This window comes from Streptomyces tubbatahanensis, from assembly GCF_022699385.1.
Taxonomy (GTDB): domain Bacteria; phylum Actinomycetota; class Actinomycetes; order Streptomycetales; family Streptomycetaceae; genus Streptomyces; species Streptomyces diacarni.
Window position 1 is genome coordinate 4,142,756 of sequence record NZ_CP093846.1, and the last position, 21,884, is coordinate 4,164,639.

The window sequence follows — 21,884 nt, forward strand, 5'->3', positions numbered from 1 at the left end:
CGAGACCTCCGGAATGACCACGCATCCGCGTACGGGCACGGGTGCGGCCGCGCAGCACCCGGCCGCCGCCGACAGCCACGAAATGATCCGGGTGCACGGCGCGCGTGAGAACAACCTCAGGGACGTCACCATCGAGATCCCCAAGCGCCGGCTGACGGTGTTCACCGGCGTCTCCGGTTCCGGCAAGAGCTCCCTGGTGTTCCACACGATCGCCGCCGAGTCGCAACGGCTGATCAACGAGACCTACAGCTCGTTCGTCCAGGGCTTCATGCCGACGACGGCGCGGCCCGAGGTCGACGTCCTCGACGGGCTGACGACCGCGATCATCGTCGACCAGCAGCCGATGGGCGCCGACCCGCGCTCCACCGTCGGCACCGCCACCGACGCCAACGCGATGCTCCGCATCCTCTTCAGCCGGCTCGGGCAGCCGCACATCGGCTCGCCCAACGCGTTCGCCTTCAACGTCCCCTCGGTCCGTGCGAGCGGCGCGATCACCGTCGAGCGCGGCGCCAAGAAGACGGTGAAGCAGACCTTCTCGCGCACCGGCGGCATGTGCACCCGCTGCGAGGGCCGCGGAACCGTCTCCGACATCGACCTCACCCAGCTCTTCGACGACTCCAAGGCGATCTCCGAAGGGGCGTTCACCATCCCAGGATGGAAGTCGGACAGCTGGTGGACGGTGCGGACGTACGCCGAGTCGGGCTTCCTCGACCCCGACAAGCCGATCCGCGACTTCACCGAGAAGGAGATGCACGACTTCCTCCACCGGGAACCGGTCAAGGTGAAGGTCGAGGGGGTCAACCTCACCTACGAGGGGCTGCTCCCCAAGATCCGCAAGTCGTTCCTGTCCAAGGACCGGGAAGCGATGCAGCCGCACATCCGGGAGTTCGTGGACCGCGCGGTCACCTTCACCGACTGCCCCGAGTGCGAGGGCACCCGGCTCAGCGAGGCGGCCAGGTCCTCGCGCATCGACGGCACCAACATCGCCGACGCCTGCGCGATGCAGATCAGCGACCTGGCGGCCTGGGTACGCGACCGCGACGAGCCGTCCGTGGCGCCGCTGCTGGCCACGCTGCGCCGGACGCTCGACTCGTTCGTCGAGATCGGCCTCGGCTACCTCTCACTCGACCGCCCCTCGGGGACGCTGTCGGGCGGCGAGGCCCAGCGCGTCAAGATGATCCGCCACCTCGGCTCCTCGCTCACCGACGTCACCTACGTCTTCGACGAACCCACCATCGGGCTGCACCCCCACGACATCCAGCGGATGAACAACCTGCTGCTGCGGCTGCGGGACAAGGGCAACACGGTGCTCGTCGTCGAACACAAGCCGGAGACCATCGCGATCGCCGACCACGTCGTCGACCTCGGCCCCGGCGCGGGCACGGCGGGCGGCACCGTCTGCTTCGAGGGAACCGTCGAGGGGCTGCGGGCCGGTGACACCCTCACGGGCCGCCACCTCGACGACCGTGCCACCCTCAAGGAGAAGGTGCGCACGCCCACCGGAAAGCTGCCGATCCGCGGCGCGACGGCGCACAACCTGCGCGACGTCGACGTCGACATCCCGCTCGGCGTGCTCGTCGTCGTCACCGGCGTCGCGGGCTCCGGCAAGAGCTCGCTCCTCCACGGCTCACTGGTCACGACGGACCAGGCAGCCGACGCCGGCGTCGTCGCGATCGACCAGGGCGCCATCCGCGGCTCCCGGCGCAGCAACCCCGCGACCTACACGGGGCTCCTCGACCCGATCCGCAAGGCGTTCGCCAAGGCCAACGGCGTGAAGCCGGGACTGTTCAGCTCCAACTCCGAGGGCGCCTGCCCCCACTGCAACGGCACCGGCGTCATCTACACCGACCTGGCGATGATGGCCGGTGTCGCCACCACCTGCGAGGAGTGCGAGGGCAAACGGTTCCACCCCTCCGTGCTGGAACACCGCCTCGGCGGCCGCGACATCAGCGAGGTCCTCGCGATGCCGGTCACCGAGGCCGCCGCGTTCTTCGCCACCGGTGACGCCCGCACCCCCGCCGCAACCCGCGTCCTCGACCGGCTCGCCGACGTCGGCCTCGGCTACCTCGGCCTCGGCCAGCCGCTCACCACCCTGTCAGGCGGCGAACGGCAACGGCTCAAACTGGCCACCCACATGGGAGAGAAGGGCGGCGTCCACCTCCTCGACGAGCCGACCACCGGCCTCCACCTCGCCGACGTCCAGCACCTGCTCGGCCTCCTCGACCGGCTCGTCGACTCCGGCAAGTCGGTCATCGTCACCGAGCACCACCAGGCGGTCATGGCCCACGCCGACTGGATCATCGACCTCGGCCCCGGCGCGGGACACGACGGCGGCCGGATCGTCTTCGAGGGCACCCCCGCCGACCTCGTCGCCGCCCGCTCCACCCTCACCGGCCGGCACCTCGCCGACTACGTCGCGGGCTGACCGCCTGCCCCACCGCGGGGCCCGGGTCACTGGGCGCGGCAGGCGCGACGCGCGGCGGCAGGCGCGACGCGGGGGCGGCAGGTGGGCGGCGCCGTCGCCGGTCACTTCGCGGTGGTCCGCTCGATCCAGTCGCGGTGGGCGGTCAGATCGGTGTAGATACCGGGCCCCGTCGCGCACTTCGGGTCGGCGTCGCCATCCCGGCTGGTCGCCCCGAGCAGTTCCCAGTGCCCGGGGCGGCCCTTGACCAGCGGCCCGCCGGAGTCGAGGATGCACGCCTGCGCGTTCTCGGTGGGGCTGTCCGTGCACAGCTCGTTGTCCCGGTGGTAGTTCTCGCTGCACCGGTTGTCGGCGACGACCTTGGTGTCCAGCTCCTGCAACCGGATCGGCGGGTCCGGGCACTCGCTGCCGTCCTCGCACGTCATCCCCCAGCCGAGGATCCGCCCTTCGGTCCCCGCCGGCGCGGACTCGGCGGCCAGCTTGACGGGCTTCGCGTCCACGGGGTGGTCCAGCTTCATGACGGCCACGTCGTTGCGGAACGGCTCGTAGGAGAAGTCCGGGTGCGCGACGACCTTGGTGACCTTCGCCTCGGCGCCCTTCCTGCGATCCTGGTCGCCGACCCGCACCGAGAGCTGCCCGGGCTTGACGTTCACCGAGCAGTGCCCCGCGGTGACGATCCAGTCCCGCTTGATCAGCGAGGCCCCGCAGTAGTGGTGGCCGTCCTTCTGCACGCTCACCATGAACGGGTACTGCGAGGTGGAGTCGTGCCCCCCGATGATCGCCGACGCCGACGGCGCGACCGTCAGGCTGAGCCCGAGTGCCCCCGCCACCGCCGCCGCACACAGTGCCGCCTTGCCGCGCCTGTTCATCTCTCCTCCTGTGCCTGGACCGTGGCTCGTGCCCGGCCGGGCACGACACCGTCGATCATGTCCGGCCGATACTCCCGGCACATCGCTCTGACCTCTCACCCGGACCTGGCCCGCAGGTCGTACGGCACGGGGGCCGGATCATGCTGCGGGACCACGGCGAGGTGGCCACGAGGGAGGAAACCGCCCACGTCCGGCGGGCCCGGCCCCGCCCATGTGCCCGAACACGCGTTCAAGGTGGGTAGTCTCCTCGGACCGCCACCGTCACCGCCCTCGCAGGGGCGGCGCAGGCCTGGCCTCAACGGGCGGGGACGGGGGGGAAACGAAGAACGGGGACGGGACGACGGGGAAGGGGAGCGGCGTGACACGAAGCGTACGGACACCACGGCGCCGTGTGCTGCTGGTCCTCGTACCGGCGCTGGCGCTCGCTGTGCTGGGTGGCGGTGCGACGCTGGCGACGCGGTCCGGGGTGCTCGCCGACGAGAGCTACTGCTGGGGCGCCTGGGCCGAGGACAGCGGCCCGCGCGTGCTCGGTGACGACTTCGCACGGGCCGCCGAGGAGTCCGGCTCACCGGAACGGGGCCAACAGGCCACCTGCGTCGTGGCGTTCGGCGTGCCGGGGACCGAGGAGATGCAGTCCCCCGACACCTCCCCGCACAGCCGCCCACCACGCGCGGGGGAAGGGAGCGGCGGTCACCGGCTGGTGGCCCGCGTCGGGCCGCCGCCCCGCTCGACGGGCCGCGCGCGCCAGGCGTGGCTGGCCGAGGCGCTGCACGGAAACGCCGCACCCCTGCCCGACGGACTCCCCGGCGTCGTGGGCCCGGACCGCGGCACGCTCGTGCTGCCCGAGGAGTGCGACAGCGGGGACGTGCCCACGGTGGTCACCGTGCGGTCGGAGGGCGACGTGTCGTACCTCGACTCGGAGCGGGAGGCCGCCGAACTGCTGCTGTCCCTGGCCGAGACGGCCCAGCGCGAGGCGGGCTGCGCCACGGGGCAGCCCGCACGGATCACGGCCCCCGTACGGACGGCACCGGGCGAGGAGACCTACACCACGGGACGGCCGGCGTGCCGTGTCCCCGGAATGCGTCTCGCGCCGCGGCGCGGCGAACTCGGCGGATACGCGAGCGCCATCGGCGACCGCCTCCACTCCTGTTCCCTCGAACTGACCGGCGAGGACGGGGAAGCCGACGCACACGGGCAGTTCGTGGTCACGTCACTCCCCAGACTGGTGACGCTCTTCGCAGGCGTGGAGGGCGCGGACTCGCCGCGGGCTCCGGGCGCCGGCTGGCGGGGCAAGGGCCGGATCGACGGCGGGGACGGGCTGGTCACCGCCGAGTGCCGGGGCCGCCCCACCGTCTTCTTCCTGCACCTGGACGGCCCGCTCGCCCGTGCCGCAGCGCCGGACACACCAGGTGTGTTCGCGCGGTCCGCCAACTCCGTAGCCGAACGCCTCGGTTGCCCGGCCGTGGGGCCGCGCGGATGACCGGGGAGAAACCAAGGAAAAGAGCGACATGAACACCAACTCCGAGGGCCCTGAGGACCCCGAGGGCTCCACAGGCCCCGAGGGCCCCGAGGACCCCGAGGGCTCCACAGACTCCGAGGGCCCCACGGACTCCGACGGCCCAAAGATCACCGACGATCCCCAGGGCCCCGACGACCCCAAGGACCCCGCGACCGCCGCACCGCCTTCCGAACCCGGCCCCCCCGGGGCGCCTGCGCCGGACGGCCCGCAGCCGGGGCGGCATCGCCGTCGTCGGCGTGCTGGTCGGCGCGTTGCTCGGCACCGGCTTCATGAGCTGGCGCGCCGGAGACCTGCCCTTCGCACCACGGGACATGTGCTGGGGATCGCTCTCGCCGGACGTCGCGGAGGCCCTGTTCACCGACACGGACGTCCGCAGCGACGAGTTGCCGCTGCGCCGCGCGACGGAGGACAGCATGCACACGGAGTGCAGCATGCAGGGCTTCGGCTCCGACGAACTGGAGTCCGAGGTCACCGCTTCGGTGCGGACACTGGGCGAACTGAGGGGCGCGCAGGCGTGGGACTGGACGCGCCAGTACCTCTCCTCCCGTATGACGCCGCTGGGCGACGGGATCACCGGCATGGCGTCCTCCCAGCGCGCCTGGGTGGCGCTCCCCACCAGCTGCCACGAACGGTCGTACGAGCCGGGCGAGAAACCGCCGCTGCGGGTGGTCACGCTCGCCTCGGGCGCGTCCGACCCCGACTCCGTGAACGAGGTCGACGCGCGGCGGGGCCTCGACGCGATGTCCCGCGCGGTCGTGCGGCTGGCGAACGGGGTCATGGAAAGGTACGGCTGCGAGGGCCGGTACCCGGACCCGCCGAAGCTGCCAGGGCCCCCGGAGGGGAAGAGCGTCAAGGCACTGGACAACGACCGGCTGTGCGGCCTCCACGGCGTGGAACTGCCCGGCTGGGCACGCGGCGAAGACGTGTCCGCGGCCCGCACCACCCCGGGCACGAAACCGGACGGGCCCGTCACCGGCGGCGTCCGCTCCTGCGACGTGGGGCGGCCCTTCGCCCTGAACAGGATCCGCCTGACGACCGTCGCTGACCCGCAGCTGGCGGATGTCGTCTCCCACGTACTCGGCGAGCGGGCCGCCCCTCTCGGCGGCGACGGCAAGGGCGCACACGCGGCCGGCCTTGCCGTCTACACGGCCGACTGCCAGCGTGGCCGCGCCGCGTTCGTGGCCTGGGAGCCAAACCCCGCGGACGAGACGGACGACACGGCACGGGGCCCGGGCCGGGACCGCAGGTCACTGGCTCTGACCGTGCTCCCCTCCTACGTCAAAACCGAGGCGAAGCGCGCGGGCTGCGGCGAGGTGAACGTCAAGGTCCCAAACCTCCCGTCGACGTGAGACACCTGCCGACAACGTAGGGCCCCACCGCCGGAACGGTGGGGCCCTATGTTCAGCCCGGTAAAGGCTGGGCGGAGGACACGAGATGCGGACTCGAGGCATGGTTCGGCCTGATCGAGGTCGGCAGCAGGCCCGGCGTCCGGTGAGATGAACCGCCGCGCGGTCCGCTCCGTAGCAGGGGGGGGACCGCTATACCCCCACGTCGGCCCTAGGTCGCCGGGCACGGCCACTTGTGACCAGTGGAACGTCAGGAAGTGGTGCACATGCGCGAGGTCGGAGAAGCACGGTCGTCAGGTGAAGCGCCCGATGGTCCTCCCCCCTACGAGGTGGACACCACCGGCGCCGGCCGCGCGGAGCGGCCGGCGCCTGCCCTGACGAACCGGACGACCGCTCAGGCGCCGGCGGCCACGAAGGGCGACTCCATCTGCGGGATCTCCTTCGGCCGGTGGTTGCCTGGCTTGCATCCGGCGAAGGGCCCCATAGGGTCGCGCAGGGTGGCCATCACGGGGCCCAGGAAGTCGCGGTGCCATGCGGCCGGGCCCGTCATGTCCTGCGCAGGGTTGGACAGTTCCGCCCAGGCCAGCCACAGGCCGTGGAGCTGTGCGACCGCCTCCGGGTGCTCCCACCAGCGCGAGCACCACAGCGCTGTGGAGGTGATCTCCCTGCCGTAGACGGGCAGCAGCACGTTGTGCGTCCACTCCACCAGCTGGAAGAGCGCGTCCTCGTAGTCCTGTCCGCCCAGATAGAGGATGAACTCGGGCTGGGGGGCGGGCGGTGCGCCCTCTTCCGTACCGGAGTTCTCTTCGGGCTCGGGCTCAGGCTCGATCATCGTCTGTTCTCCCGCCGCTGTCGTCATCGAAGTCGCCACGCCACCACCACGTGCGCGCGGGGGGCTCGGTTCACCACCGGCCCCGCCCCGGGCAGGGCAGGGACCACCGGGACACAGGGCCGCCACGCAGCCCTGTCCGGGCCCCCGCCGGTCACCGCCCAGCCGGCCGCGGCTTCCGCCGTACCGCTGTCCACGCCGGACCCGACCGAAGGACGCGACCATGTCCGAACCCACCGACCGGCTCGACCCCTACGAGCTGGCCCATGAGCTCGCCGTGGCCGACCAGCTCGCGGCCCAGCAGATCAGCGCCGACCGCGACGGGGCGCGCGCTATGGCCGCACGGGACCAGGCGGCGGCCAGACGGCAGGGCCGCCCCGCCCCGTCGCGGGCCAGTACCGAACGCCGGCGCAGCGGCGCCGCGAGCCGGATGGTCCGCGCCGTGCGCGAGCTGCGGGTCAGGCTGCGCGGCGCCGACGGTGAGGAGCACCGTCACGGGCCGCCCGAGCAGGGGCACGAGCAGCAGCCGGGCCGGCACCTCGGGCAGCAGTACGACTCGCGCTACGAACAGCAGGCGGCCCAGCAGCGGTACGCGCAACAGGCTGCGCACCAGCCCGACCAGCGGTCCGCATTCGAGCGGTACCAGCAACTCGGCGCGTTCGAGAAGCAACTGGTCGAGGTGGCCGCGCTGCAGATGATCACCCAGAACCCGCAGTACGCCGCGGCGTACGACCGCGGGGAGCTGCCCGTGATGGGGGCGATCGCGGGCGAGGCCCAGGCCCGGCATCTGAAGGCGGTCGAGGAGGCGGCGCGGCGCACCGCCCCGGCGCAGAGCGCGCAGTCGGGCTGGGGACGGGAGACCGACCCCACCCTGTTCCGGGACGCCGCACCCGTACAGGCCCGTAACGCCGCACCTGCTCAGGCCTCTGGCGCCGCGCCCGTCCAGGGTCAGGAGGCCCGGAGCGCCGAAGCGTCGCCGGAGCGCTTCCGGCGACCTGCCCTGGCCGTCCGTACCGACGAGGCGACGTCGAAGCGCGGCTTGGGGAGCGAGCCGAACGCGCGCCGCGTCTCGTTGACGAGTACGGACGCGCTCGGGGCCGGCCGATCCGGCACGCCGGGTTTCGACCAGAACGCCGTCTCGGCCGCCGCACGGGAGTCCCGCGCGGCAGGACCGACGCCCCACGGCAACTCCCCGCGCAGCCAGCCCCCGAAGCAGCACTGGGAGGCGGCGGCCTCGAAGCGGCAGTCCCAGTCCATAGGGAGGAAGTGACAGCGTGCCGGCTCCGGCACCGGGCAGCACCGTGAACCACCGAAGTCCGACCCCCGTAGTAAGGAGGTGAACCTCATACAGAGGACGGAGAGCACACCATGACAACTCCTCCGGACCGACGCGGCCGGCGCCGTCGTGAGCCCGACCCCGAACGTGGCGAATCCCGATCGCCCTCACCCCCACCCGAGGAATACCAGTCCCAAACGTGGTACAACACTGTGTACAACGTGGCGCACCAAATCCGCGGATCCGAACTTGTGACCTCCGCGCTCGACGGTGCGGGACGGACGGGGCGGTGGGTGGTCGACAGGACGCCCGCCGTCGTGGACACGGCCGTCGACTCCCTGGATTCCGCCGGGCTGGCCCTGCAGGCCACCGGTACCGCCCGAGACGATGCGGACCAGGGCTGGACTTCCACCTACAACTGGGGCGTCGCTCTCACTGGCGGCTCCGGAGTGCGGACGGTCTTCCTGGAGGGTCGCAGGGCGCTGCGGCCTCACCCCAACGATCCGCCGGACGTCTTCGCCGCCGCACTCGGTGCCGCAAGGGCCACCGGTGCGGGAATGTACGCCTTCGGCCGCGACCCCGCGACCAGGGCGGCCGGTGCCACACTGCAAGGCGTGGCAATGGCCGGCGACTACGCCAGGGTTCGTTACAACGCCAATCAGGCCCGTGCGGCGGAGGCCGAGCGCGCGCGTCGCGCGGAGGAGCGTGCGGCGGAGCCGGCGCCGCAGCTCGAACGCCCGAGCTTCGGTGATCCGTTCGGTGCTTCTTACGAGATGTCTGGGCGGGAACGCGCCAGCGGATCCGACCGGGGCCGGGGCCGGGGCTCTGGGGACAGCGAGTTGCGCAGGCGGAATTCCAGCCGTGCGCCGGAGGAGCGCGAGCGGCGCAGGAGCCGTGCGCCGGAGGAGGGCGAGCGGCGCAGGCGGGATTCGAGCGCGGCTCCGCAGGAGCGGTCCCGCGCGGTGCGGCCTCCCCGTGCGGATCGCGACCGCCGCCCGCCGCCGAGTTGGAACGGTACTCTTCCGCAGTCTGCGGCTCCCCGGTCGATGAGTGGTTCCAGCAGTTCGTCCGAGGAACGTCGCTCCCGGCGCGATTCCAGCCGTGCGCCACGCGATTCCAGTCGTGCACCGCGCGATTCCAGTCGTGCGCCACGCGATTCCAGTCGCGCGCCGGGTAGCGAGCGGCGTGAGCGGCGTTCCAGCCGGGCTCCCCAGGCGCCGCCGACCCGCCCCGAGCCGGTCGCGAACCCGACCATGAGCCTGCCCGTCCGCTCGCGAGAGCCCGTCCGCGAGGGGTCGTCGCGGAACAGCGACGACCGCCAGGGCCTTCGCCGCTCCAACACGAGCAGTATGTCGTCCTACGGCAACAACCAGGACAACACCACGCGCAGGCGTGGCGGCGGCCAGGGCCGCAGCAAGTAGCGAGCGCGCCGCGGAGGTGGCCCGTTGCCTCCGCGCCGCCTGCCGGTACGCGGCGTTCACCGGATGAGTGCCGCTGAGATCAACTGACCCGGGCCGCCGGCCGCCTCCCCCGGAGGAGGCGGCCAGCGGCCCGGACGGCGTTCCGTGTCCGGACACCGCCGGCCCGAGTCGGACGTGTCACCTGATGTGCGGGGCCGAGGCACAGGTGAACGCCGCTTCTGAGGTGAGCAGCCCCCGGCCGCCGTCACCAGGCCGCCCGTCGGGGCTCCGGGGCTGACGAACCCGACCTGGTGCACGCCCCGTACCGCTGCCGGTGCCCGCGCACGCTCCCGGGGGCGAGGAGGCGGACCAGGCCCGGAGTGACGGACCCGGCCGTCCGGCCCCCCACCAAGAGGCGGCCCAGAACATGCCGGGCCGCCACCTCCGCCTCGTACCCCACCGGGCCCCGTTACGGCCCGGCCGTGGTCTTCTTGCCGGTCAGCCCAACTGCAACCACGAACGACGTAGGGCCCCACCGCCGGAGCGGTGGGGCCCTACGTTCAGCCCGGTGAAGGCTGGGCGGAGGATACGAGATTCGAACTCGTGAGGGGTTGCCCCCAACACGCTTTCCAAGCGTGCGCCCTAGGCCACTAGGCGAATCCTCCGCCGCAAACAATACAAGACGTTGAGGGGTGCTCGCGAACCCGCACCCGGAGGTGGGGTGGGCGGGTGGGGAGGTCGTCGGTGGGGCGGGGGATCAGGTAGGCTGGCGTCAGCCCCTCACGTGGCGCTATCTGACTGAACTCCCCCAGGGCCGGAAGGCAGCAAGGGTAGGTTGGCTCTGGCGGGTGCGTGGGGGGCGTTTGCGTGCCGGGTCGGGCTCGGGCCCGGAGCGGCACGCGGGGCTGTGCCCGTCGGGGCCGGGGCTCTCGTGTGAGGTGGGCCACTTGGCGCCGCTTGTCGGTGGTCGCCTATATCGTCGGGGGTGTGTCGTCCCTCGCCCTGTACCGCCGCTACCGCCCCGAGACCTTCGCGGAGGTCATCGGGCAACAGCACGTGACCGACCCGCTGCAGCAGGCGCTGCGCAACAACCGTGTCAACCACGCGTATCTCTTCAGCGGCCCGCGCGGCTGCGGGAAGACGACGAGCGCCCGCATCCTGGCCCGCTGTCTCAACTGCGAGCAGGGTCCGACGCCGACGCCGTGCGGTCAGTGCCAGTCCTGCCTGGACCTGGCGCGGAACGGGCCGGGATCGATCGACGTCATCGAGATCGACGCCGCCTCGCACGGCGGTGTGGACGACGCCCGCGAGTTGAGGGAGAAGGCGTTCTTCGGGCCGGCCTCGAGCCGGTACAAGATCTACATCGTCGACGAGGCGCACATGGTGACCCCCGCGGGGTTCAACGCGCTGCTCAAGGTCGTCGAAGAGCCGCCCGAGCACCTGAAGTTCATCTTCGCGACGACGGAGCCCGAGAAGGTGATCGGGACCATCCGTTCGCGCACCCACCACTACCCGTTCCGCCTCGTCCCGCCGGGGACGCTGCGCGACTACCTGGCCGAGGTGTGCGAGCGCGAGCGGATCCCCGTCCAGGAGACGGTCCTGCCCCTGGCCGTGCGGGCCGGGGCGGGATCCGTGCGGGACTCGATGTCGGTGATGGACCAGCTCCTCGCCGGCGCGGGCGACGACGGTGTGACCTACACCATGGCCACCGCCCTGCTCGGCTACACCGACAGCGCGCTGCTGGACGAGGTCGTGGACGCCTTCGCCGCGGGCGACGGCGCGCGGGCCTTCGAGATCGTCGACCGGGTCATCGAGGGCGGTCACGATCCGCGTCGCTTCGTCACCGACCTGCTGGAGCGGCTGCGGGACCTGGTGATTCTCGCGGCCGTCCCGGACGCGGTCGAGAAGGCGCTGATCGACGCGCCTGGCGACGTCGTCGAGCGGATGCGGGCCCAGGCCTCGGTCTTCGGCGCCGCGGAGCTCAGCCGCGCCGCGGATCTCGTCAACACGGGGCTGACGGAGATGCGGGGCGCCACCTCGCCCCGCCTCCAGCTGGAACTGATCTGCGCGCGGGTGCTGCTGCCCGCGGCCTACGGGGACGAGCGCTCCGTACAGGCCCGGCTGGACCGGCTGGAGCGCGGCATCGCGCTGGGGGCCGCCGCCCCCGCTCCGGGCCCCGTCGCCCCCGCACCGGCCCCCGCTGCTGCGCCGGCCCCCGCCGCCGTGGGGCCGCATCCCGGCCCCGCGTCCGGCCCCGCGTCCGGCCCCGCGTCCGGTTCCGGTGACGACGAGTCCGGTCTTCCGGGAGGCGGCGCGGGAGCCTCGCCCCCCGCCGACGCGGGGCCGGGGCCCGCGCCCGGGCCCGGCGCCGGGTCGGCTGCCGCAGCCGCCGCACCGGCGTCCACCCCGGCGGCCGAGCCTCCGCGCCGCCCAGGTGCCTGGCCCGGTGGGACGGGGCCCGGTGGGACGGGGCCCGGAGACGGCGGAGGCGCCGGTGCGGGCACCGGCGAGCCCGCGCGGCGTCCGGGAGCGTGGCCCGGGGCGGCCGTACCGGGCGCCGGTGCCCCGTCGGCACCGCCGGCGACGAGCGGAGGCCCGACGGGAACGGCTCCGGCGCAAGGACATGAACAGGGGCAGGGGCAGGCATCGGGGTCGGCCCCCGACCCCGGCGCCCGGCCGGGAGGCGGCCCCACGCACGGTGGCGGCCCCACGCCCGGTGGCGCCCCCGCCAACGCTGGCGGCCCCACGCCCGGAGGCGGCCCCGCCAACGCTGGCGGCCCCACGCACGGTGGCGCCCCCGCCAACGCTGGCGGCCCCACGCCCGGAGGCGGCCCCGCCAACGCTGGCGGCCCCACCAACGGCGGGGGCGCCCCCGCCGGGGGCGGCGACCCGGCGCAGATCCGTCAGATGTGGCCGCAGATCCTGGAGGCGGTCAAGAACCGGCGCAGGTTCACCTGGATCCTGCTCAGCCAGAACGCACAGGTCGTCGGCTTCGACGGCAAGACGCTCCAGATCGGCTTCCCGAACGCCGGCGCGCGGGACAGCTTCGCGGGCGGCGGCAGCGACGAGGTGCTGCGGCAGGCGCTCACCGACGCGCTCGGCGTGCAGTGGCAGGTCGAAGCGCTGGTCGATCCCTCCGGCGGGGCGGGCGGCGGCAGCGGCGGTGGTCCGGGGGGCCCTAACGGGCCGGGCTCCGGGTACGGCGCGGGGTCCGGCTCGAACGGCGGTGGGGGCACCCGCGGCGCGATGGCGGCGCCGGCGCAGGCGGGGCCGCCCCAGCAGTGGTCGGCTGCCCCGCCGCAGCAGTCGGCTCCGGGCGGGGCGGGCTGGTCCGCCGGGCCCGCGGCGGCTCCGGCGCCGCCGTCGGCTCCGGTGCCCTCTCCGGCTTCCGAGCCCGAGGCCTCGGCGCCTCCCTCTCCGCCGCCGTCCGCTCCCGCGTCCTCGCCGGGTGCCGGGCTGGAGGAGGACATGCCCGCCGAGGACGATCCCGATCTGGACGACTCGGCTCTCTCCGGTCACGATCTGATCGTCCGCGAGCTCGGTGCGACGGTGATAGAGGAGTTCCAGCACGAGTGACCGGTGGGGGAGCCGGGCGTTGGGTGCCTTCGGCGGTTGTCCGGGGCGGGGCGCCCGCAGGGAGTGGAGCACGTAGGCTCGGGGACGTTCAGTACGGCGTCTAGTGAGCCAGGAGCGATCCGATCGTGATTCCCGGTGGTGGGCAGCCCGACATGCAGCAGTTGCTGCAGCAGGCGCAGAAGATGCAGCAGGATCTGGCCTCGGCGCAGCAGGAGCTGGCCGAGACGGCCGTGGAGGGTTCGGCGGGCGGTGGCCTGGTCAAGGCGACGGTCAGTGGTTCCGGGGAGCTCCAGGGCCTGGTCATCGACCCGAAGGCCGTGGACCCCGAGGACACGGAGACCCTCGCCGATCTGGTTCTCGCGGCCGTCCGTGACGCGAACGGCGCGGCTGCCGAGTTGCAGCAGCAGAAGCTCGGTCCTCTCGCGCAGGGCATGGGCGGGATGCCGGGTCTTCCGTTCTGACGGACCCGGACCCGGGCCCAACCCGGGGCCGGACCCACGGCGCGCTGTGGGTTCCGGCCCGCGGTCTGTCGGTCCGGCCGCCGGCCCGCCGGCCCACGTGCCCGCCGGCAGTGGCTAGTGGTGGCCCGTACGGGCCACTAACGTACTCAGAGAACAAGACCTGCTCGGGACGGGAGAAGCCCGGGCGGCGCGTGCAGGCGGGAGCCATCCGTGTACGAAGGCGTGGTCCAGGACCTGATCGACGAGTTGGGCAGGCTGCCCGGCGTCGGTCCCAAGAGCGCGCAGCGGATCGCTTTCCACATCCTGCAGGCCGAGCCCGCCGACGTGCGGCGGCTCGCCGGCGCGCTGACCGAGGTCAAGGAGAAGGTCAGGTTCTGCGCGGTGTGCGGCAACGTCGCGCAGGAGGAGCAGTGCCGGGTCTGTCTCGATCCGCGCCGTGACCCGTCGGTCATCTGCGTGGTCGAGGAGCCAAAGGACGTCGTCGCGATCGAGCGGACCCGCGAGTTCCGCGGCCGGTACCACGTGCTGGGCGGGGCGATCAGTCCGATCGAGGGTGTCGGTCCTGACGACCTGCGGATCCGGGAGCTGCTGTCCCGCCTCGCGGACGGGACGGTCACCGAGCTGATCCTGGCGACGGACCCGAATCTGGAGGGCGAGGCGACGGCCACCTATCTGGCGCGGATGGTCTCCGCGATGGGACTGAAGGTGACGCGGCTGGCGAGCGGCCTGCCCGTCGGGGGCGACCTGGAGTACGCGGACGAGGTCACCCTGGGGAGGGCCTTCGAGGGAAGGCGGCTCCTGGACGTGTGAGCTCCGACGTGTGAGCTTTCGAAGTGCGAGCGCAGGGAGAGGTTGCCCGATGTCGGATGCGACGCTGAACGCCATCACCCAGGACCCCGACGACTTCGCGGTCCAGATCAGCGACCAGGTCCACAGCTTCATCGTCTCGGTCGCGGAGGTCGCCAAGGGCGACGAGCCGGACAGCGCCGTGCCCTATCTCCTGCTGGAGGTCTCGCAGCTTCTCCTCGCGGGCGGCCGGCTGGGCGCGCACGAGGACATCGTCCCGGACGAGCGGTACGAGCCGGACGTGGGGCCCGAGCCGGACGTGGACGAGCTGCGGGAGCGGCTTGCCACGCTGCTGGACCCGGTGGACGTCTACTCCGAGGTCTTCGACCCGTACGTGCCGCGCTCGGCGCCCGTCGCGTGCCGGATCTCCGACGATCTCGCCGACATCATCACCGATCTGCGGCACGGGATGGCGCACTACCGCGCGGGCCGGGTGAGCGAGGCCCTGTGGTGGTGGCAGTTCTCCTACCTGTCGAACTGGGGACCGACCGCCTCCGCCGCGCTGCGCGCGCTCCAGTCCCTGGTGGCTCACGTACGGCTGGACAAGCCGCTGGACGAGCTGGACGGCCTGGACACCGACAGCACCGCCGCCGACGAGGACGGCGACGGCTCTCTCGAGGCGGAGGCGGGCGAGGTGATGGCCGCCGAGATCGGCGTCCCTCTGGGCCTCAAGAACGCCTGAGCCGACAGGGCGCGCTCGCACCGCACGGGTCGCGCATCGTGAACAGAGTCACGTTTTTGTGTCATCCGTGGTGCGGCGGGCAGGGGATTCCGCGGACGGGTGTGGAACCTGTCCGGTCGTTACACTGAGCCGATCAGTGGATCCCTTCATTCCGGGCAGCGTCGCGCGGAGCGCCGGGGTCCCGGGAATTGATTCGAGGAGCGAGCACACGTGGGCCTTGTCGTGCAGAAGTACGGCGGCTCCTCCGTTGCCGATGCCGAGGGCATCAAGCGCGTTGCCAAGCGGGTCGTCGAAGCCAAGAAGAACGGCAACCAGGTTGTCGTCGTGGTATCGGCGATGGGTGACACGACGGACGAGCTGATCGACCTCGCCTCAGAGGTGTCTCCGGTCGCCTCCGGGCGCGAGTTCGACATGCTGCTGACCGCCGGAGAGCGGATCTCCATGGCCCTGCTGGCGATGGCGATCAAATCCGCCGGCCACGAGGCGCAGTCGTTCACCGGCAGCCAGGCGGGTCTGATCACCGACTCCGCGCACAACAAGGCGCGGATCATCGACGTCACCCCGGGCCGCATCAAGGACTCGGTGGACGAGGGCAACATCGCCATCGTCGCCGGTTTCCAGGGCGTCTCCCAGGACAGCAAGGACATCACCACGCTGGGCCGCGGTGGTTCGGACACCACCGCTGTGGCGCTGGCGGCGGCGCTGAACGCCGAGGTGTGCGAGATCTACACGGACGTCGACGGTGTCTTCACCGCCGACCCGCGGGTCGTGAAGAAGGCGAAGAAGATCGACCAGATCTCCTTCGAGGACATGCTGGAGCTGGCCTCGTCCGGCTCCAAGGTGCTGCTGCACCGCTGCGTGGAATACGCGCGCCGCTACAACATCCCGATCCACGTGCGGTCGTCCTTCTCCGGCCTGAAGGGCACGTGGGTCACGACCGAGCAGCCGGACGGGCAAGGGGAAGAGTCGATGGAGCAGGCGATCATCTCGGGTGTGGCACACGACACGTCCGAGGCGAAGGTCACGGTCGTCGGGGTGCCGGACAAGCCGGGCGAGGCCGCGGCGCTCTTCCGCGCCGTCGCGGAGGCCGAGATCAACCTCGACATGGTCGTCCAGAACGTCTCCGCGGCCTCCACCGGGCTGACGGACATCTCCTTCACGCTGCCCAAGGCGGAGGGCAAGAAGGCGATCTCGGCGCTGGAGAAGGCGCAGGGCAAGGTCGGCTACGACTCGCTGCGCTACGACGACCAGATCGCGAAGATCTCGCTCGTCGGTGCGGGCATGAAGACCAACCCGGGTGTGACGGCGACGTTCTTCGAGGCGCTGTCCGACGCCGGGGTGAACATCGAGCTGATCTCCACCTCGGAGATCCGCATCTCGGTGGTGACGCGCGAGGAGTCCGTGGGCGACGCCGTCCGCGCCGTCCACTCGGCCTTCGGGCTGGACAGTGACACGGACGAGGCCGTGGTCTACGGCGGCACGGGACGCTGACCGCTGTGGCCTGTCAGGGGGTCTCGCCGGGTCGGGGCTGCCCCTGACGGTGCGTCGCGGGCTACGGGTGTTCCGTGGCCTGGCGCGCGGTTCCCCGCGCCCCTTCGGGGCGCGCCCCCCCTGGCCACGGCGGCACCCGCTGACGGAGAATGACGCTCCCCGTCCCCTGCAACCGGCAGGCGGCGGGGAGCGTCTTTGTTCCCTCCGGGCCGCGTCACGGCCGCACTGGGGGCGTGCGGCAGACGGTCGGGAGAAGCGGAGGCGAACGGGGTGTACTTGACGACCGAGAGATGTGTGTATGACGGCATGTGGTGTGTTTTCCCGCACAGTGCCTGTCGCGTACAACCCTGACGGGGGGAAACGTGTCAAACAGGCGTGGCAGAGGTACTCGGAATCGCAACGGCCCCTGGCCGACCCGGACCCACACCGCGCGCCGCTGGGCTGCCGGTGGGCGGAGGCATGCCGGTGATCGCGCCCTGGCCTGCCGCGCGGCCCGCACGCCCGCTCGCGCAGCGTGGGGACGCTGACGAGGCAATGGCACCGGGCACCACAGTCGATCACCTGACCGAGACCTACCGCGCCCACTACAAGTCCCTGCTCGGGCTCGCGGCGCTCCTGCTCGACGACACCGCCTCGTGCGAGGACGTCGTGCAGGAGGCGTTCATCCGCGTGCACTCCGCGCGCAAGCGCGTCCGCGACCCCGAGAAGACCCTCGCCTACCTCAGGCAGACGGTCGTGAACCTCTCCCGCTCCGCGCTGCGCCGCCGCATCCTCGGGCTGAAGCTGCTCTCCAAGCCGATGCCCGACATGGCGAGCGCCGAGGAGGGGGCTTACGAACAGCTCGAACGGGATCAGTTGATACAGGCGATGCGCGGCTTGCAGCGGCGCCAGCGCGAGGTGCTGGTGCTGCGGTACTTCGCCGACATGACCGAGGCTCAGGTGGCTGAGGTGCTCGGACTCTCGCTCGGCTCGGTGAAGGCGTACGGTTCGCGCGGTATCGCCGCGCTGCGCACCGCCATGGAGGCGGCGTCATGAGTGAGGGCAGGGAGCCCCGCGAGGAGAGAACGCCCGGGCAGGAGACGCCTTCGGGGGAGCAGGCCTCCGCCGACGAGCGGGCCTTCCCGGGAGGGCAGTCGTCCCCGGAGGGGCAGCCCTCTCCGGCGGAGAAGGCGTCACCACAAGAGCAGGCCCCCTCCGGCGAGGGGGCGGAGTCCGAGAAGGGGGCTACCGGGGCCGGCGGGGCTACCGGGGCCGGCGACGCCGGTCAGGGCGGGCCGCCGGGGGACGAGGACGCGCTGCGCCGCCTCCTCCAGGCCAGCGTCCGCGAGCTCGACCCCTCTCCCGAGAGCCTCGACCGCACCCTCGACCACCTGCGTCATGCCGTACCCGCGCGGCGTGCGCACCGCCGTCAGGCGATGGTCGGCGGGGTGGCGGCGGCACTGGTCGCCGCGGTCGGCGTGCCCGCGCTCTTCTACGGCGGCGTCGTCCCCGGCAGCGGTGACGACGACCATCCGGTGACGGCGGCCAGTACCCACGGCCAGACGCGGGGGCCCGAGGCCGGTACGGGCTCGGGAGGCGGCAAGGGCGGCGAGAAGCACGGCGGCGGCAAGGACAGGGACGAGGACGAGGGCGGGAAGGGCGGCGGCAGCGCCCACCCCACCCCCTCGGGGCCCGGCACCAGCGGCCCGGGGCCCGACGAGACGCTGAGCGCCAGCGCGCCGGTCTGCGGCAGCGATCAGCTCGGGCGGGGCTCCGCGCGCTCTGGGGCGCCCGACGGCGCGGGCACCATCTACGGCAGCTTCCGCGTGTCCAACGTCTCCAAGGACACCTGCACGGTGGAGGGCGAGGGCTTCGTCGGTGCCTCCGTGCAGGGCGGCGCGCGGGGCCGGGTGACGGTCGTCGATCACACGAGTGGCGACGCGGCGCCCGGGCTGGGCGATCCGGCTGTCGCGCGCGACGAGGTGGTGCTCCAGCCAGGGCAGGCGTACGTGGTGAAGTTCGCGTTCGTGCCCGGCGGCGGCTGCGGGGGCGGTACCCCGACACCGCAGGGCGGGCGGTACGAGGGCGATCCCTCGGGCGGCCCCGACGCGAGCCCGGGTGACGGCGGCCAGGGCAACGGCGGCGGCGACGGCAGCGGTGGCGGCACCGGGACGCCCGGCGAGGGCGACGGCGGTGGCGGTGACACCGGCGGAGGCGGCAGCGACGTCGTCGTCTCCCACACGCCCGAGGGCGGCGCCCCGATAGCCAACACCCGTCTCGCCGACACGTGTGCGGGCGGCACGCTCTACCGCACGGGCGTCATCCCCCAGAGCTGAGGCGGCCTGCTTCGGCCCCCTCCCCGAACGGGCGTGTTCCGCCGGGGCGTACCGTGAAGGGGTGTACCGGTTCCTGCTGACCCCGCGCTGGTGGGGGATCAACATCTTCGCCGTTCTGGCGATTCCGGTGTGCCTGTTCATGGGCAGCTGGCAGCTGAGCCGGTTCGACGACCGGGTGGACCGCCACCACGAGCAGCAGGAGCAGTCGCGCAGCGCCGCGCACGCCAAGGCGCGTCCGCTCGCCTCCCTGCTGCCGGTGACGGAGGACACCGTCGGGCACACCGCCAAGGTGACGGGGCGGTTCGACGCGGAGCACCCGCTGCTCGTCCCGGACCGTACCGTCAAGGGCGAGCGGGGCTTCTACGTGCTCTCCCTGCTGCGTACCGACGACACCGAGGACGGCAAGGCGCTCCCGGTGGTGCGGGGCTGGCTTCCGGGCAACCCCGATCCCGCGCGGGTGCCGGCGCCGCCGAAGGGCGAGGTGACCGTCCGCGGCGCGCTCCAGGCGTCGGAGTCGCAGAACGACGCGGGTGACCAGGCCTCGGGGGCGCTCCCGCGCAACCAGCTCGGCTTCATCAACGCCTCCGCGCTCGTCAACATCGTGCCGTACGGCGTGGAGGGGGCCTGGCTCACCGAGCAGCGGACGCAGAAGCCGCTGAAGCCGGTGCCGCCGGCGGCGCCCGCGGGCACGGGGCTCGACATGAAGGCGTTCCAGAACCTGGGCTACACGGCGCAGTGGTTCGTCTTCGCCGGGTTCGTGGTCTTCATGTGGTTCCGCTTCTTCCGGCGCGAGGCGGAGATGGCCAAGGACGCGGCCCTCGGCCTCCTCCCGGAGGGGGAGTTCCCCCAGGAGGAGACCGGCCCGGCCGACGGGGACGGCCGGGACGACGGCGACGGCCGGCAGGACGAGGACGGTGGGGACGGCGAGGACGATCCCGCCGCCGGGGTCACGCGGGCCGGGGCCCCGGCGCCGTCGCCGGAAGGTGCCGGGTCGCGAAGTCGATCTCCAGCCTGACCTGTTTGATCCGCTCCTCGACGACGAGCGAGCCGTGCCCCGCGTCGTAGCGGTACACCTCGTGCGGGTGGCCGCGCTCCTCCAGCCTTCCCACGTAGTTCTCGACCTGCCGGATCGGACAGCGCGGGTCGTTGACCCCGGCGGAGATGTAGACGGGCGCGCGGACCTTCTCGACGTACGTCAGGGGTGAGGACGCCTCGAACCGCTCGGGGACCTCCTCGGGGGTGCCGCCGAGCAGCGTGCGGTCCATCGACTTCAGCGCCTCCATCTCGTCGTGGTAGGCGGTGACGTAGTCGGCCACGGGGACGGCGGCCAGGCCGAGCGCCCACACCTCGGGCTGGGTACCGAGCCCGAGCAGGGTGAGGTAGCCGCCCCAGGAGCCGCCGGCCAGCACGAGCCTGTCGGGGTCGGCGAGACCGGAGTCGACGGCCCAGGCCCGTACCGCGTCGACGTCCTCCAGCTCGATCAGGCCGACCCGGTGCTTGAGCGCGTCGGTCCAGGCCCGGCCGTAGCCCGTGGAGCCGCGGTAGTTGACCCGTACGACGGCGAAGCCGTGGTCGACCCAGGCGGCGGGCTGGCCGGCGAAGGAGTCCGTGTCGTGGTGGGTGGGCCCGCCGTGCACCTCGAAGACGGTGGGGAAGGGGCCCTGCCCCGCCGGCTTCTGGACGAGGGCGTGGACGGTCCCGCCGGGACCCTCCACCCAGGCGTCCTCGACGGGGACGGACCCCGGTGCCTTCATCCCGGGCGGGTCGAGCACCCTCGCGCCGGTGGTGGAGCGGACCTGCGGCGGCTGGGCGGCCGACGACCACAGGAACTCCACGGTGCCGTCGGGCCGCGCGGTGGCGCCCAGCACGGAGCCCGCCGGGGTGTCGATGCGGGTGCGCTCGCCGCTGGCCAGGTCGTACCTGAACAGCTCGTCGCGGGCCTGGTGGCTGTGCACGACCAGCAGCGCCGAGGCGTCCGGGTACCACTCGGCGGAGAGGTCTCCTGGCAGGTCGAGGGTGAGCTCGCGGGTGGTGCCGGCCGACGGGTCCCAGATCATCGGCTCCCACCGGCCGTGCCGCTGGTGGCCGATCAGGAGCCGGGAGTCGCCGTCCACGGGGGCGAACCCGAGCACGGTGAGCCCGAGTTCCTTCGTACCGCCCTCGCTGTCGTCGAGTTCGGCGACGGTCGAGCCGTCGGGGCGCACGACGCGCAGCGCCGAGTGCATGGCGTCCCCGTGCTCGGTGTGCTCGATCACCAGCAGGGTGCCGTCGTGCGAGAGGTCGCCGACACCGGCGGACTCGCTGTGCCGGTAGATCTCGACGGGGGCGGGGGAGCCGGGGCGCTGGAGGTGGATCGTGGAGCCGTCCTCGTCCGTGGAGCGGCCGATGACGACGGTGCCGTCCCTGCCGAGGGCCAGCCCCGCCGGGTAGGAGGGGTCGAGTCCCTCGACGGCGCGGGTGTCGGGACCGCCGGCGAAGGGCTGACGCATCCAGACGCCGAACTCGTCGCCGTCGGTGTCGGAGAACCACCAGATCCACGCGCCGTCCGGCGTCAGGGTGCCGTCGGTCGTCCCGTTGGGGCGGTCGGTGACCTGCCGCTGTTCGCCGGTGGTCCGGTCCCAGGCGTACAGCTCGAACGTGCCTGTCGCGTTCGAGATGAACAGCGACCGTTCCGGTGCGTCCTCGGCCCACTCGGGCAGCGAGACGCGCGGCGCCCGGAACCGCTTCTCCCAGTCGGGCATGGCCTGGTCAGGCGTGTCCTGGGCGGACTGGTCGGGCGATGCGTTTCGATCCATGCGCTCCATTGTGGACCGGGCCCCGCGGCCGCGGTGCGGGGAGCGGACAGTAGGGTG

At 72.7% G+C, this 21,884-nt stretch carries 16 protein-coding genes, 1 tRNA gene and 1 other RNA gene; 14 read left to right on the plus strand and 4 right to left on the minus strand.

Translation table 11 applies throughout. The features are described 5' to 3' along the window. Positions 1–13 precede the first annotated feature (13 nt). Positions 14–2,425: an ATP-binding cassette domain-containing protein gene (locus MMF93_RS17855; protein WP_242757633.1), complete on the plus strand. Its 2,412-nt coding sequence runs from the start codon at positions 14–16 to the stop codon at positions 2,423–2,425. A 101-nt stretch (positions 2,426–2,526) separates the two neighbouring features. On the opposite strand, the gene MMF93_RS17860 is transcribed toward MMF93_RS17855, so the two are convergent. Beyond that, positions 2,527–3,291, minus strand: coding sequence for a S1 family peptidase (locus MMF93_RS17860; protein WP_242752807.1), 765 nt, complete (start codon positions 3,289–3,291; stop codon positions 2,527–2,529). 358 nt (positions 3,292–3,649) lie between these two features. Between MMF93_RS17860 and MMF93_RS17865 the strand changes: the two genes are divergently transcribed. Both MMF93_RS17865 and MMF93_RS17870 read left to right on the plus strand, forming a co-directional pair. Further along, the gene (locus MMF93_RS17865; RefSeq protein ID WP_242752809.1) at positions 3,650–4,771 is read left to right on the plus strand and encodes a hypothetical protein; all 1,122 of its coding nucleotides are present in this window, start codon (positions 3,650–3,652) and stop codon (positions 4,769–4,771) included. Positions 4,772–5,046: 275 nt separating this feature from the next. Further along, on the plus strand, positions 5,047–6,159 hold the full coding sequence (locus MMF93_RS17870; protein ID WP_242752811.1) for a hypothetical protein: 1,113 nt from the start codon (positions 5,047–5,049) through the stop codon (positions 6,157–6,159). Positions 6,160–6,550: 391 nt separating this feature from the next. Here MMF93_RS17870 and MMF93_RS17875 read toward each other — a convergent pair whose 3' ends face one another. Next, complete coding sequence (locus MMF93_RS17875) at positions 6,551–6,988, minus strand: DUF4913 domain-containing protein (RefSeq protein WP_242752812.1); 438 nt, start codon at positions 6,986–6,988, stop codon at positions 6,551–6,553. A gap of 220 nt (positions 6,989–7,208) precedes the next feature. Here MMF93_RS17875 and MMF93_RS17880 point away from each other — a divergent pair, with 220 nt between their 5' ends. Both MMF93_RS17880 and MMF93_RS17885 read left to right on the plus strand, forming a co-directional pair. Next, positions 7,209–8,255 (plus strand): hypothetical protein, encoded by a 1,047-nt coding sequence (locus tag MMF93_RS17880; protein ID WP_242752813.1) that lies wholly within the window; start codon positions 7,209–7,211, stop codon positions 8,253–8,255. Positions 8,256–9,514: 1,259 nt separating this feature from the next. After that, positions 9,515–9,682, plus strand: a complete 168-nt coding sequence (locus tag MMF93_RS17885; RefSeq protein ID WP_242752814.1) for a hypothetical protein — start codon at positions 9,515–9,517, stop codon at positions 9,680–9,682. 559 nt (positions 9,683–10,241) lie between these two features. On the opposite strand, the gene MMF93_RS17890 is transcribed toward MMF93_RS17885, so the two are convergent. Beyond that, positions 10,242–10,326: transfer RNA gene (locus MMF93_RS17890), tRNA-Ser, on the minus strand. Positions 10,327–10,433: 107 nt separating this feature from the next. Between MMF93_RS17890 and ffs the strand changes: the two genes are divergently transcribed. The 9 genes from ffs to MMF93_RS17935 all read left to right on the plus strand — a co-directional run bounded on the left by ffs (position 10,434) and on the right by MMF93_RS17935 (position 20,047). Continuing rightward, positions 10,434–10,528: signal recognition particle sRNA small type (gene ffs, locus MMF93_RS17895), an RNA gene on the plus strand. A 120-nt stretch (positions 10,529–10,648) separates the two neighbouring features. Then, positions 10,649–13,237 (plus strand): DNA polymerase III subunit gamma and tau, encoded by a 2,589-nt coding sequence (locus MMF93_RS17900; RefSeq protein WP_242752815.1) that lies wholly within the window; start codon positions 10,649–10,651, stop codon positions 13,235–13,237. A gap of 125 nt (positions 13,238–13,362) precedes the next feature. After that, positions 13,363–13,698 carry a YbaB/EbfC family nucleoid-associated protein gene (locus tag MMF93_RS17905; RefSeq protein ID WP_114013962.1) on the plus strand — a complete coding sequence of 112 codons (336 nt, stop codon included), beginning with the start codon at positions 13,363–13,365 and terminating at the stop codon, positions 13,696–13,698. A gap of 210 nt (positions 13,699–13,908) precedes the next feature. After that, positions 13,909–14,508: a recombination mediator RecR gene (gene recR, locus MMF93_RS17910; protein WP_114013963.1), complete on the plus strand. Its 600-nt coding sequence runs from the start codon at positions 13,909–13,911 to the stop codon at positions 14,506–14,508. A 49-nt stretch (positions 14,509–14,557) separates the two neighbouring features. After that, positions 14,558–15,226 (plus strand): DUF5063 domain-containing protein, encoded by a 669-nt coding sequence (locus MMF93_RS17915; RefSeq protein WP_114022128.1) that lies wholly within the window; start codon positions 14,558–14,560, stop codon positions 15,224–15,226. 210 nt (positions 15,227–15,436) lie between these two features. After that, complete coding sequence (locus MMF93_RS17920) at positions 15,437–16,717, plus strand: aspartate kinase (protein ID WP_114013965.1); 1,281 nt, start codon at positions 15,437–15,439, stop codon at positions 16,715–16,717. Between the two features lie 459 nt (positions 16,718–17,176). Then, positions 17,177–17,752: a SigE family RNA polymerase sigma factor gene (locus tag MMF93_RS17925; protein ID WP_181856251.1), complete on the plus strand. Its 576-nt coding sequence runs from the start codon at positions 17,177–17,179 to the stop codon at positions 17,750–17,752. Next, positions 17,749–19,032, plus strand: a complete 1,284-nt coding sequence (locus MMF93_RS17930; RefSeq protein ID WP_242752817.1) for a hypothetical protein — start codon at positions 17,749–17,751, stop codon at positions 19,030–19,032. Before MMF93_RS17925 ends, MMF93_RS17930 begins: the two co-directional genes overlap by 4 nt. A 61-nt stretch (positions 19,033–19,093) precedes the next feature. Continuing rightward, complete coding sequence (locus MMF93_RS17935; protein ID WP_242752819.1) at positions 19,094–20,047, plus strand: SURF1 family protein; 954 nt, start codon at positions 19,094–19,096, stop codon at positions 20,045–20,047. On the opposite strand, the gene MMF93_RS17940 is transcribed toward MMF93_RS17935, so the two are convergent. Then, entirely contained in the window at positions 19,980–21,827 is a 1,848-nt protein-coding gene (locus tag MMF93_RS17940) for a S9 family peptidase (RefSeq protein ID WP_423835462.1), read from the minus strand. The two genes, MMF93_RS17935 and MMF93_RS17940, sit on opposite strands and share 68 nt — an antisense overlap. Between the last annotated feature and the right edge of the window lie 57 nt (positions 21,828–21,884).